The sequence below is a fragment of the Streptomyces sp. NBC_00162 genome, from assembly GCF_024611995.1.
Lineage (GTDB): Bacteria > Actinomycetota > Actinomycetes > Streptomycetales > Streptomycetaceae > Streptomyces.
Genome location: NZ_CP102509.1, coordinates 1,144,579 through 1,157,073 on the forward strand (window position 1 = coordinate 1,144,579; position 12,495 = coordinate 1,157,073).

The following is a 12,495-nucleotide window of genomic DNA, read 5'->3' on the forward strand; positions in this document are numbered from 1 at the left end:
ACCCCGGAGCGCGCACGGTCAGGCCAGCTTGTCGACCTCGGGGTGCTCGGCGAGCCAGGCGCGGACCGCCTGCTGCTCCTTGCCCTTGCCGGTCTCCTGGATCTTCGCCTCCAGGCCGGTCAGCTGCTGCTCGGTGAGCTTGAAGGAGCTCAGCCACCGCGCCACGTCGGGCTCGTCGGCGGCGAAGCCCTTGCGGGCCAGGGTGTGGATGCCGTCGCCCTTGCCCCAGACCCCCTTCGGGTCCTCGAGCTTGGTCAGCTCGTACGAGGAGTACGCCCAGTGCGGGGACCACAGCACGGCCACGACGGGCTCCTTCTTGTCGTAGGCGCGCTTGAGCTCGGCGAGCATGCCAGGGGTGGAGCCGTCGACGACCTCGTACTCGCCCTCCAGGCCGTACTCCTTGAGGACCTTGTCCTTCAGGATCGACATGACGCCCGCACTCGGCTCGATGCCGATGATGCGGCCCTTGAACTGCGCGGACTTGCCCTTGAGGTCGGCGAGCGAGCGCACGTCCTTCACGTACGAGGGCACGGACAGCTCCAGCGAGGTGGGGCCGTACCAGGAGCCGAGGTCCTCCAGCTTGTTGCCGTACTTCTCCATGTACTGGGCGTGGGTGACGGGCAGCCAGGCGTCGGTCTGGAAGTCCAGCTGGCCGCCGGCCAGGCCGGTGTAGAGCGCGCCGGCCTCCAGCTGGCGGGCCTCGACCTTGAAGCCGCGCCGCTCCAGGAGCTCCTTCCACAGGAAGGTGGAGGCGATGCCCTCGTCCCAGGGGATGTAGCCGACGGAGACCGTGCGGCCCTTGCCTGTGTTCGCGGCGCCGGCCGGTCCTTCCTCGGCGGCCGAGCCGCCGAAGGTGCTGAGGCCCCCGGCGACCAGGGCCAGGACGACGGCCCCGGCGATGGCGTAGGCGGGCTGGGGGCGGTGGTTCCACACCTTGGCGGCGCCGGTGGCGGCGGACCTCGCCTTGGCGAGGGCGCGCCGGCCGAGCGGGGAGACCTGGCGGCCGAGCGCCCCAGTCATCCGGTCGAGGTACATGGCCAGGATGACGATCGAGATGCCCGCCTCGAACCCGAGGCCGATGTCGACGTTACCGATGGCCCGGTAGACAGCGCCGCCGAGGCCTCCGCCGCCCACCATGCCCGCGATGACGACCATGGACAGGCCGAGCATGATGACCTGGTTGACCCCGGCCATGATGGTCGGCAGGGCCAGCGGCAGCTGGACGCGGACGAGGGTGTCGCGCGGCGTGGTGCCGAAGGCGTCGGCGGCCTCTACCAGTTCCGGGTCGACCTGGCGGATGCCGAGCTCGGTCATCCGTACGCCCGGCGGCAGCGAGAAGATGATGGTCGCGATGATGCCGGGCACCACGCCCACGCCGAAGAAGATGATGCCGGGGATCAGGTAGACCATGGCCGGCATGGTCTGCATGAAGTCCAGGACGGGCCGCAGGACGGCGCTGACCCGATCCGAGCGCGACGCCCAGATGCCGAGGGGGACGGCGAAGACCAGCGTGACGAGGGTGGCCACCAGGACCAGGGACAGCGTGGACATGGCCTCGGACCACAGGCCGACGGAGTCGACGAGTGCGAAGCCCGCGAAGGCCAGCAGGCCCGCGAGGAGCCCGCGCAGCCACCAGGCGCCGACGGCCAGGATGCCCGCGAACAGCAGCGGTGCGGGGGCGGACAGGACGGCGTCGATGCCGTCGTAGAGGCCGGTGACGAGCGCGCTGATGGCGTCGAACAGCCAGGACAGATGGCGCTGGAGGAAGTCGACACCGCTGTCGACCCAGGCGCCGAGGTGCAGGCGGGGCATCAGGCTGCCACCTCCACGCAGGCCATCGGGGGCCGCGGTTCGTCGCCGATGAAGGCGACGAGGCGGTCCCGCGCGACGGAGCCGATGACCGCGCCGTCCGCGTCGGTCACGGCGACCGGGTGCGGGACCCGGGCGCTGACGGCGCACAGGTCGGCGAGCGGGGTGTCGGCGTGGACGGTGGGGCAGGCGCAGGCGTTCGCGTCGGAGAGGGCCTCGTCCATGACGGCGTCGGCCGTGAGCACGCGCGACCGGTCGACGTCCTGGATGAAGGAGGCCACGTAGTCGTCGGCGGGCCGGATGAGGATGTCCTCGGCGGTGCCCTGCTGGACGATGCGTCCGTCGCGCATGACCGCGATGGCGTCGCCCAGGCGCATGGCCTCGTTGAGGTCGTGGGTGATGAAGACGATGGTCTTCTTCAGCCGCTGCTGCAGTTCGAGGAGCTGGTCCTGCATGTCACGCCGGATCAGCGGGTCGAGGGCGCTGAAGGACTCGTCCATCAGCAACAGGTCGGCGTCGGTGGCCAGGGCGCGGGCCAGGCCCACGCGCTGCTGCATGCCGCCGGAGAGTTCGTCGGGCCAGGACTTCTCCCAGCCGCCGAGCCCGCACAGCGCCAGGGCCTCGGTGGCCCGGCGTTCGCGCTCGGCCCGGGGGACGCCCTGGACCTCCAGTCCGTATGCGGCGTTCTCCAGGACATCGCGGTGCGGGAACAGCGCGAAGTGCTGGAAGACCATGCTGATCTTGGTGGAGCGGACCCGGCGCAGGTCGCGCGCGCCGAGCGCGGTGAGGTCCTCACCGTCGAAGAGGATGCGTCCCGCGGTGGGCTCCAGCAGTCCGTTGAGCATGCGCAGCAGCGTGGACTTGCCGGATCCCGACAGACCCATGACGACGAAGATCTGGCCGGGCTCGACGCGGAAGGAGGCGTCGATGACCGCGGCCGTCGTTCCGTCGGCGCGCAGCTCGTCGCGGCCGGCGCCGTCCCGGAGCGCGCGGACGGCGTGGTCGGGTCGTCTTCCGAACACCTTGTAGACGTGTTCGGCCTGGAGTGTGGACACATACACCTCGCGGGTCGTACCGGGTACGGCGCGCGCCGGTCCGGCCGGCGGGCCGTGGAGCGGGACGGGATCTGCCCGCGTGCGCCACGGCTCCGGCGGCCTGCGCCGGAGTGCGTGGTTCCACTCCAGCCCCGCTGCTTCCCGGAATTCACCTGAGCAAACGCAAAGGTGATCTACCTCACGACGGCGGCCCGGTGCGGGGCCTCCGGTTGGTCCTCGAGCATGGAGTCGCGCAGGTGTCCGAGGATCCGGTTCAGCAGCCGCGAGACCTGCATCTGCGAGATGCCGAGCGCGGCACCGATCTGGGCCTGCGTCAGCTCCTGGCCGAAGCGCATGCGCAGCATCCGGCGCTCGCGCTCGCTGAGCCGTTCCAGCAGCGGCGCCAGGGTCTGGATGTCCTCGACCAGTTCCATGGCCGGCTCGTCCTCGCCGATGACCTCGGCGAGCGTGTGACCCTCGGCCTGACCGCCGCCGTACTCGGACGGGGCCATCTGCGGGGCGTCCAGGGAACCGCTGGTGTGGCCGTTGGCGGCGAAGAGCCCCTCGATGACCTCCTCCTCCGAGAGGCAGAGGCGGTCGGCGAGATCCGCGACGGTGGGCGAGCGGTCGAGCTCGCTCGTGAGCGACTCCTTCGCCTTCGCGATGTCGATGCGCAGCTCCTGGAGCCGGCGCGGGACGCGGACGGCCCAGGAGGTGTCGCGGAAGTGCCGCTTGATCTCACCTGTGATGTACGGCATGGCGAGCGTGGAGAACTCGTTCTCGCGGGCGGGGTCGAACCGGTCGATGGCCTTGATCAGTCCGATGGTGCCGACCTGGACGATGTCCTCGATGTCACCGCCCTCGCCGCGGCTGCGGAAACGGCGCACGGCGTACTGGACGAGTGAGGCGTTCATCTCAATCAGGGTGTTGCGCACGTACTGGTACTCCGGAGTGCCCTCGGACAGCGCGCGCAGTCGCCGGAAGAAGACCTTCGACAGCTCCCTCGCGTCCGCCGGGGCCATCTCCCGGGGCTCGTCGATCCGCGGCACGCCGGCACTGCGAGCAGCAGCGTCGGCGTTCCGGCGCGGGCTCGGGACGGCGGCGGCGCCGTCGCGGACGGCGTCGGTATGGGAGGACAGGGCAGGGACCGGCATGGGGTTCGCTCCTTGGGCTGGTCGGCTTGCGGCGCGGGACCTTGACTGCCGTAGATGGTGGACCTCTTCTCGTCGCCCGTCAAGAATTGCCGGAAATCCATTTCACGTCTTGCGTCACGTGAATCGCGCATCGCATCATGACGTGCATGGGGAGCATGTCTCAGCGACAAAACTGGACATTTCTGACTAATCACGCCCGAGTTCTGGTGACCATCGCCCGGGACCCGGCCGTGCGGCTCAGGGATGTCGCCGCCGTGTGCGGACTGACCGAACGCACCGTGCAGACGATCGTCACCGACCTGGAGACGGACGGCTATCTGCGGCGCGCCCGCGACGGGCGGCGCAACCGGTACGAGATCTCCCCCGGCGCGGTCTTCCGCCACCCGGCCGAGGCGGGCGTCCAGGTGGCCGGTCTGCTCGCCCTGCTGACCGGCGCCGCGGCCGACCCGGACGCCCCGCCCCCGACCCCGGACATGACCGGCGCGGAGGCCACCGAACTCCTCGGCATCACCCCGGCCCTCGATCCCTCCACCTGACGCCCCGGCTACGTGACCCGGAAGCCGGTGACCGGGTGGTCACGGCGGTCCGGGCTGTTCGGGCGGTCCCGGTGGAAGGTCAGCCGGTCCCAGGTGGGGAAGGCCAGGTCGGTGACGGCCAGCAGCCGGCCCGAGGTGTCGTGCAGGGTACGGCGCACCGTCAGGCCGCAGGTCTGGACGGCGGCCCTGGGATGAGTGGTACGCGTCATGGTGAGGGTCTCGGCGACCCGGCCGTCCGCCTCGGCCCGGTCGAGCCAGCGGTGCAAGGGGGCCAGGTCCTCGTCGCGGGCCGCCGCCGGCCGGTCGCGGTAGCGGGCCAGCTCGGGGCTCCCCGTGACGGCGTCCCGGCTGAGGTAGGTGACGGCGTGCCGCAGGGCCTCGCCCGCCGGGCCGCGTTCGCGGTGGTGGTGGACCAGGGTGCGCTCGCCGCCGCTCATGCCGAGCAGCGCGGCGAGCGAGGGCGGGACGGTGACCAGCGTGAGCCAGCTCTGCGCACGGACGGGCTCGGGCGCGAGTACGAGTACCGGCGCGGGCACGGGCCCTGGCGCCGGTGCGGCCCCGGCGGCCGCGGCTGCGGCGCGCGTGCCGCGGCGGCCGGTGACCACGAGGCCGTCCTCGCGCAGGTGCTGGAGCGCGGCCCTGATGGTCTGCCGGTTGACCTGGTAGCGGGCGGCCAGGCTGCGCTCCGAGGGCAGTCTGCCGCCGGGGGTGTGCGCGGCGCGGTCGAGTTCGTCCCGCAACGCTGCGGCGATCCGCTGGTACTTGGGCATGACGGCCGGGCCGCCGCCCCGCGAAGGGGAGGGCATGGCTTCTCCTCTGACGGGTGGTCAAGAAGTGCGCGGTCTGCCCGACCAACCTAGCATTGGTCTATACCTCTGGGTGAGAGGGCTTCGCGGAACGCGCACCGCCTTGGCCGATTCCCTACCCCCGCAGCGGGTTCGGGAGCGGCAGATAGCGGGCGTCCGCGCCGTCCGCGCGGGTCCAGCGCAGCAGCAGGTTGGTCTTGGCCGGCAGGGCGGGGGCGGTGAGCAGCTCCTCGATCTCGGGGAGCCCGCGCGCGGCGTCGTAGCGCTGGAACTCCTCCCGTACGGCCGGCCACACGAGTGGAGAGATGTCCGGATGCCGCTCGCTCAGCGCCCCGGCGATCTCCGCCAGGTTGTTGACGACCAGGCAGTAGACCAGCCGCTGCCAGGCCGCCCCGCGCTCGAGGTCGGGCAGGAGCTTGACCCCCTCCGCGTCGCGGAACAGCGCCTGGACCGGCATGCCCGCGCCGTCTACGGCGACCAGGGTGTTCTGGAGGTGCGCCTCCAGCACGATGCCGTGGCGGGCGAACAACTCCAGTACCGGGGGCACCACGTGGCGCAGGTACGCCCGCCACCAGGCGGCCGGGTCGGTGGTGAGCGCGAGGGGGCTTCCTGCGTAGCCCTCGGCGAGGGCGGCGGCCAGCAGCGGAGTGGCCCCGGGTGCGGCGTGCGCGTGCCCGTCGTGGGCACCGAAGCCGTCGCGGACCAGGACGGCTAGCTCCTCGAAGGCGAATCCCGCGGTGCGGTAGCCGCGGTCGGCGAGCCAGGCCGCGCCCGAACCGGCCCGGCGCAGCGCGGCGAATCCGGCTTCGACCGCCGCGTCGGTGCGGCGCAGCTTCAGCAGGTCGTGGCGCCACAGCCGGCGCACGTCGTTGGTGATCCGGACGTCGAGGCTGAACTTCACGAAGAGGTCGGCCGCGGGCCCCGGCCCCGGTACGTACAGGGTCCTGATCGAGGCGGTGGGCCAGGCCGGCAGGCGGCTCTCGCCGAGCCGCAGCAGCCGCCCGTCGGCGAAGGCCTCGCGCACCGGCGGCCGGGAGCCGACCAGGTCCAGCTGCCAGGGGTGCGCGGGCAACAGCCGGTATCCGGCGGGCGGTCGCGGCCCGCCGAGGGCCTCGGCGAGGGAGTCGATCGCCGCAGCGGCGGCCGGCCCGCCCTCCTCGACGGCCTGGTCCTCGCGCAGCCCCAGGAAGGCCAGCGGGAAGCGGGCGTGGGCCTCCGGCGCGTACGGCAGCCAGCTCCCGGCCGGGGCCCCGCCCCGGGCCTTGGGTGCGGGGTGGTGCGGGTGGCCCATGACCAGGGACTGTTCGGAGAGGAGGTACGGGTCGGCCGGGGGCTCGGCTGTGGAGCGGGCGGCCAGCAGCGCGGCGATGGCGTCCCGGCTGTCGTTGATCTCGACCGGGAGTTCGTCGTTCGGGACGCCGGTGTAGCGGCCCAGTTCGTCGGAGGTGAGCTTGACCAGCTCGGTGTGGCTGAGCGGATGCCAGCCGTCCGCCGTGCGCAGCTCGGCGTGCTCGGGCCTGCGGACGCCCCGCACCCGCAGCAGCCGGCCGCTGCCGAGGAGCCGGTGCTCCCCCACGGGCCCGGCCGCCTCGGTGGCTTCCCTGAGCAGGCAGTTCAGGAGCGGGGTCGCGGCGTACACGTCGGCGGCGGCGTTGAAGTCCACTGGTTCCATTCGGTCCATCCGGTGCGCCGGAGGTTCGCGGGACGCGCCCACCGGCCGTGATCATCAGTATCCGCGATGATGACGCGATCATCCTGAAAAGCGATATCCCGATGTGCGGAGCGCCCAGCATGTACTTTCCCCCTTCACCCGCCGAAGAGGCCGTCGCCGCAGAGCTGGCCTCGGTGCGCCCCGCGCTGGAGACGGCGTACGCCGGCGTGCTCGACGGGGCACGGGCGGCCGTTCTGACCCGGCTGTGGCGGGCCCTGGCCTTCGAACCGCTGCCGTGGGTGGTGGGCCGGGAGCGGGGTTCCGACGGGCTGACGCTGCGGCTGGCAGGGGGCGGCCGCCTTGAGGGCCCGCCGCCGGACGCCTACGCCACCGGTGCGTACGTGGAGGAGCTGCTGCTCGACGGCAAGCCCCACCGGCAGGCCGCGCGGCTGATGGCGGCCCTGGGCGTGCCGCACGGGGAGGAGTTCGCCGCCGAGCTGGACGGCAGCACCGCCTCCCTCGCGCTCTCCCGGGCCGGACAGCCGGCCGCGGGCACGGACCTCGCCCCACGGACCACCCGGGAATGGGAGCAGCGGGTGGTCGACGGGCATCCGTACCACCCGAACTGCCGCTCCCGGCCCGGTTTCTCGGTGGCCGAGCAGCTGGCGTACGCGCCCGAACACCGGCCGGTGGTGGAGGTCGGGCTGGTCGCCGTACGAGCGCAGGAATGCCTGGTCACGGGCGGCTGGCCGGCGGAGCTGCGGGACGGGCGGCGGATCCTGGTCCCCGTGCACCCGTGGCAGGCGGAGCACGTACTGGCGCACGAGCGCCCGCGGTCCGGATTCGCGGCGCATCCGCTGATGGCGCTGCGCACGCTGGCCCCGGTGGCGGGCGGGGCCCACGTCAAGACGGCGCTCAGCACCCGGCTGACCTCCTCCGTACGGGACATCTCCGGCTACTCGATCGAGACGGCGGCGGCCGTGTCCGCCTTCGCGCAGGCGCTGTCGGAGCGGCTCGACGGCCGGCTGCACGTCACCCGCACCCTGGGCGCGGCCACCGCGCACAGCCCGGACCTGGCGGCCGTGCTGCGCGAGCCGCCGGAGGTGTACGCGGACGCCGCCGCCGGTGAGCGGGTGCTCCCGGTGGCCGCGCTGGCCCGGTTCCCGCCCGCGCGCTCGGCGGCCTGGCGGGCCCGGTTCGCCCGTCTCGCGCTCTCGGTGTGCCTGCGCGCGCTGGAACTCGGCGTGGCCCTGGAGGCCCACGGTCAGAACCTGCTGGTCGTCCTGTCCGCCGCCGGCGCCCCGCTGCGGCTGGTCTACCGCGATCTCGCCGACATCCGGATCAGCCCGGCCCGGCTGGTGCGGCACGGGCTGCCGGTACCGCCCCTGTCCGGGCGGCTGATCACCGACGACGAGACCGTGCTGCGGCGGAAGCTGTTCGGATCCCTGCTGACGGGGGCGCTGGGCGCCACGGCGGGCTCGGCCGGGGCCTTCGCCGAGGCCCTCGCTTCGGCGAAGGCGGCCGGACTGCCGGCCACCGCCGACACCGAGGCGCTGCTGACCCGTGGGCTGCCCACCAAGGCGCTCACCCTGATGCGGCTGAGCCCCGGCGTTCCGGGCGACCAGTGGGCGGAGCTGCCCAATCCGCTGACCGGAGGGTGAGTCGCGGCGCGCGCGTTGCATGATCATGCATGATGACGCATACTCTTCCTATGTCTAAGGTTCTCACCTCCCTGCCCACCGGCGAGCGCGTCGGCATCGCCTTCTCCGGCGGCCTCGACACCTCCGTCGCGGTCGCGTGGATGCGCGACAAGGGTGCCGTCCCCTGCACCTACACCGCCGACATCGGCCAGTACGACGAGCCCGACATCGCGTCGGTGCCCAGCCGTGCGACGGCGTACGGCGCCGAGATCGCGCGCCTGGTCGACTGCCGCGCGGCGCTGGTCGAGGAGGGCCTGGCCGCGCTCACCTGCGGCGCGTTCCACATCCGCTCCGGCGGACGCTCCTACTTCAACACGACGCCGCTCGGCCGCGCCGTCACCGGCACCCTGCTGGTCCGGGCGATGCTCGAGGACGACGTGCAGATCTGGGGCGACGGCTCGACGTTCAAGGGCAACGACATCGAGCGGTTCTACCGCTACGGCCTGCTCGCCAACCCGCACCTGCGCATCTACAAGCCGTGGCTCGACGCGGACTTCGTGACCGAGCTCGGCGGCCGCAAGGAGATGTCGGAGTGGCTGCTCGCCCACGACCTCCCCTACCGCGACAGCACCGAGAAGGCGTACTCCACGGACGCCAACATCTGGGGCGCCACCCACGAGGCCAAGACCCTGGAGCACCTCGACACCGGCGTCGAGACCGTCGACCCGATCATGGGCGTGCGGTTCTGGGACCCCTCGGTCGAGATCGCCGCCGAGGACGTGACCGTCGGCTTCGACCAGGGCCGCCCGGTGACGATCAACGGCAAGGAGTTCGCCTCCCCGGTCGAGCTGGTCATGGAGGCCAACGCCATCGGCGGCCGCCACGGCCTGGGCATGTCGGACCAGATCGAGAACCGGATCATCGAGGCCAAGAGCCGCGGCATCTACGAGGCCCCGGGCATGGCGCTGCTGCACGCCGCGTACGAGCGCCTCGTCAACGCGATCCACAACGAGGACACCCTCGCGCAGTACCACAACGAGGGCCGGCGCCTCGGCCGCCTCATGTACGAGGGCCGCTGGCTCGACCCGCAGGCGCTGATGATCCGCGAGTCTCTGCAGCGCTGGGTCGGCGCGGCCGTCACCGGCGAGGTGACCCTGCGGCTGCGCCGCGGTGAGGACTACTCGATCCTCGACACCACCGGCCCGGCGTTCAGCTACCACCCGGACAAGCTGTCCATGGAGCGCACCGAGGACTCGGCGTTCGGCCCGGTGGACCGGATCGGCCAGCTCACCATGCGCAACCTCGACATCGCCGACTCCCGCGCCAAGCTGGAGCAGTACGCCGCTCTCGGCATCGTCGGCAACACGCACGAGACGCTCATCGGCGCCGCCCAGGCCGCGTCGACGGGGCTGATCGGCGCGATGCCGGAAGGCGGCGCCGAGGTCATCGCCTCCCGCGGCCAGGCCGAGGGCGACGACGAGCAGATGCTCGACCGCGCCGCGATGGAGTTCGGCACCGACTGACCGTGGGCCGTTCGGGGGGCCGCCCGGTGTGTGAGGGCCCGCCTTCGCGCCGATCGGCGCGGGCGGTGGCAGGAAGGGGCATGAGCCTCCGTCGGCGCCAGGTCCTGGGCAGTGCGGCCGCGGCCGTCCTGGCTTCCGTTGGGGCGGCCGGCCGGGGCCCTGACTACGGCGCGCTCGCACGCGGGATCGACGGGCGGGTGGTGCTCCCGGGCGACCGGGAGTACCCCGAGGCCCGGCAGTTGTTCCAGCCCCGGTACGACTCGGTGGCCCCGGGCGCGGTCGCCTATCCCGCGCACGCCGATGATGTGGCCCTCTGCCTGGACTTCGCCCGCCGCGCGGCCGTGCCGCTGGTCGCCCGGGGCGGCGGGCACGGCTACGCCGGGTGGTCGACCCGCACCGACGGGCTGGTCGTCGATGTCGGCGCCATGGCCGAGGTGGCGGTCGAGGGGGACGGCGTACGGATCGGCGCGGGGGCCAGGCTCGGGGACGTGAACGCGGCCCTCGCCGGGCGGGGGCTCGCCGTCCCGACCGGGCTGTGCCCCTCCGTCGGCATCGCCGGACTCACCCTCGGCGGCGGCCTGGGACTGGCCTCGCGGGCGTACGGCACCACCTCCGACCGGCTCACCGGCGCCCGGGTGGTCACCCCCGACGGGGCCGTCCGCGAGGTCTCCGCCGACCGGGACACGGAACTGTTCTGGGCCCTGCGGGGCGGCGGGGGCGGCAACTTCGGGGTGGTCACCGAGTTCCGGTTCCGCACCCACCCGGCGGGCGACTGCGCCTTCGCCGAACTCCACTGGCCCGACGGCGACTCGGAGGCGGTCCTGCGCGGCTGGCAGCGCTGGCTGGCCACGCTGCCCGACCCGTTTATCCCCGCATAGGTCGTGTCCCCCGCAGGTCATGTCCCAAAGCGTCCCCGCCGTCGGCCGTGACTACGTCCCGTATCGCCTGGGCCCCGGTGTCGCATTCGGGGCGGCGGAGACCACAGTCGGCCGTGAGGACCTTCGGACAGCAGTTAACTGTAGCCATGATTCCGCTTGTTGGCCGAGTGGATGGCGACGCGAGACGCCTTCAAATTAAGGCAGGACCCGGGGACGCATGCGTCGAGAGCCCGGAAAGATGCCGTCCAGCCGCATCCCCACGCCACTCCAGGAAGTGCCTGGTCTGGGGGGTAGTCCAAGGGCGGCGGCACCATTCCCCACCCCGAACTGGCGGTCCCTGCCCGTCCTGCTGACCGCGCTGCCACCACGCAGGCCCCGCCCGTCCATGTGACGTGCGGGGCCTGCTTGTTACAGGCATTCAGGCCCTACCAGGGGTGATGCGAGAAATCGCCGGGTGCGAGGAATCCCGAGATGCGAGACTGTTTGACATGCGAGAAATCTCTACGGTTGACTGTCCGTCAATCGACACCCGATGAAGGGAGTTCTCACTGTGGTGACGAAGACCGCCCCGGCGAAGAAGGCCGTGGGCAAGCAGCGCGGCAAGGACGAGCCGCAGTACGAACCGGTGCCGGTGGACCCCCGGTCCGTCTTCCACCAGAAGATCCCGGTGGGTCTACTGGAGGTCGACCCCAGCCTGGACGCGCAGCGCATGTTCCAGCGCTCTTGGGCCAACAAGCTGGGGAAGAAGTGGAACCCCCGCCTGCTACTCCCCGCGATCGTCTCGAAGCGGGCGGACGGCCGGTATTACCTGCTGGACGGCCAGCACTCCACCCAGGTGGCCCTGGAGAAGCACGGCCCCGAATTCGAGCGGCACTGTCTGGTCTACGAGGAGCTGGCCGACGCCGAGGAAGCCGCACTGTTCCTCGCTGCCAACCGCGACCGCAAGGCCGTCAAGCCCGTGGACAACTACCGCGTGGCGCTGACCGCCGGGGAGCCGCTGGTGACCCGGGTTGACGCCGAGGTGGTGTCCTGCGGCCTGACCGTCACCGGCAGCTCCTCCCCCAACCAGGTGGGCGCCGTCCAGGCCGTCCTGCTCATCGGCGAGAAGCGCGTGGGGCTGCTCCCCAAGGTGCTGACTACCCTGGCCGAGGCGTGGGGACGGGACGCGACGTCCTGGGACAACATGATGATCCGCGCGGTGGGGATGGTCATCCACACCAACTGGAAGAAGGAGGACGACGCGCCGAGGATCGACCTGGACCGCTTGGCCCTCGTGCTCCGCAAGCGCACCGTGCGCCAGTGGAAGACCGACGCCATCCGTTCCACGCAGTCCGGCGGTGGCTCCCAGTCCCGTTCCCAGCCCCTGGCCGAGAACGTCGTGACCGCCTACAACATCGGCATCACGGAGCCCACCGAGCTGGTGATCGCTCCCGGCCGCGGCGCTGGCGCGTAGCCACCCCGTAA

General features: G+C 72.2%; 10 protein-coding genes. 5 read left to right on the forward strand and 5 right to left on the reverse strand.

The window, feature by feature from the left end; translation table 11 throughout:
- Window positions 1-18: 18 nt before the first annotated feature.
- The 3 genes from JIW86_RS06055 to JIW86_RS06065 form a co-directional block, all read right to left on the reverse strand.
- Complete coding sequence (locus JIW86_RS06055) at window positions 19-1,812, reverse strand: ABC transporter permease/substrate binding protein (protein WP_257552840.1); 1,794 nt, start codon at window positions 1,810-1,812, stop codon at window positions 19-21.
- Window positions 1,812-2,864 (reverse strand): quaternary amine ABC transporter ATP-binding protein, encoded by a 1,053-nt coding sequence (locus JIW86_RS06060; RefSeq protein ID WP_257552841.1) that lies wholly within the window; start codon window positions 2,862-2,864, stop codon window positions 1,812-1,814. Before JIW86_RS06060 ends, JIW86_RS06055 begins: the two co-directional genes overlap by 1 nt.
- 173 nt (window positions 2,865-3,037) lie before the next feature.
- Complete coding sequence (locus tag JIW86_RS06065; RefSeq protein WP_215144217.1) at window positions 3,038-3,997, reverse strand: SigB/SigF/SigG family RNA polymerase sigma factor; 960 nt, start codon at window positions 3,995-3,997, stop codon at window positions 3,038-3,040.
- Between the two features lie 206 nt (window positions 3,998-4,203).
- On the opposite strand from JIW86_RS06065, the gene JIW86_RS06070 reads away from it, so the two are divergent.
- Complete coding sequence (locus tag JIW86_RS06070; RefSeq protein WP_406365304.1) at window positions 4,204-4,533, forward strand: AsnC family transcriptional regulator; 330 nt, start codon at window positions 4,204-4,206, stop codon at window positions 4,531-4,533.
- Between the two features lie 8 nt (window positions 4,534-4,541).
- On the opposite strand, the gene JIW86_RS06075 is transcribed toward JIW86_RS06070, so the two are convergent.
- Both JIW86_RS06075 and JIW86_RS06080 read right to left on the reverse strand, forming a co-directional pair.
- Entirely contained in the window at window positions 4,542-5,339 is a 798-nt protein-coding gene (locus JIW86_RS06075; RefSeq protein WP_257552843.1) for a GntR family transcriptional regulator, read from the reverse strand.
- A gap of 115 nt (window positions 5,340-5,454) precedes the next feature.
- Window positions 5,455-7,020 (reverse strand): IucA/IucC family protein, encoded by a 1,566-nt coding sequence (locus JIW86_RS06080; RefSeq protein WP_257552844.1) that lies wholly within the window; start codon window positions 7,018-7,020, stop codon window positions 5,455-5,457.
- Between the two features lie 110 nt (window positions 7,021-7,130).
- Here JIW86_RS06080 and JIW86_RS06085 point away from each other — a divergent pair, with 110 nt between their 5' ends.
- From JIW86_RS06085 to JIW86_RS06100, 4 genes are all read left to right on the forward strand, one after another.
- Window positions 7,131-8,651, forward strand: a complete 1,521-nt coding sequence (locus JIW86_RS06085) for an IucA/IucC family protein (RefSeq protein WP_257552845.1) — start codon at window positions 7,131-7,133, stop codon at window positions 8,649-8,651.
- Between the two features lie 50 nt (window positions 8,652-8,701).
- A complete protein-coding gene (gene argG, locus JIW86_RS06090; RefSeq protein ID WP_257552846.1) occupies window positions 8,702-10,153 on the forward strand; it encodes an argininosuccinate synthase in 1,452 nt (483 codons plus the stop codon).
- Window positions 10,154-10,233: 80 nt separating this feature from the next.
- Window positions 10,234-11,031 carry an FAD-binding oxidoreductase gene (locus JIW86_RS06095; RefSeq protein WP_257552847.1) on the forward strand — a complete coding sequence of 266 codons (798 nt, stop codon included), beginning with the start codon at window positions 10,234-10,236 and terminating at the stop codon, window positions 11,029-11,031.
- Window positions 11,032-11,584: 553 nt separating this feature from the next.
- Complete coding sequence (locus JIW86_RS06100) at window positions 11,585-12,484, forward strand: DUF6551 family protein (protein WP_257552848.1); 900 nt, start codon at window positions 11,585-11,587, stop codon at window positions 12,482-12,484.
- Window positions 12,485-12,495 lie beyond the last annotated feature (11 nt).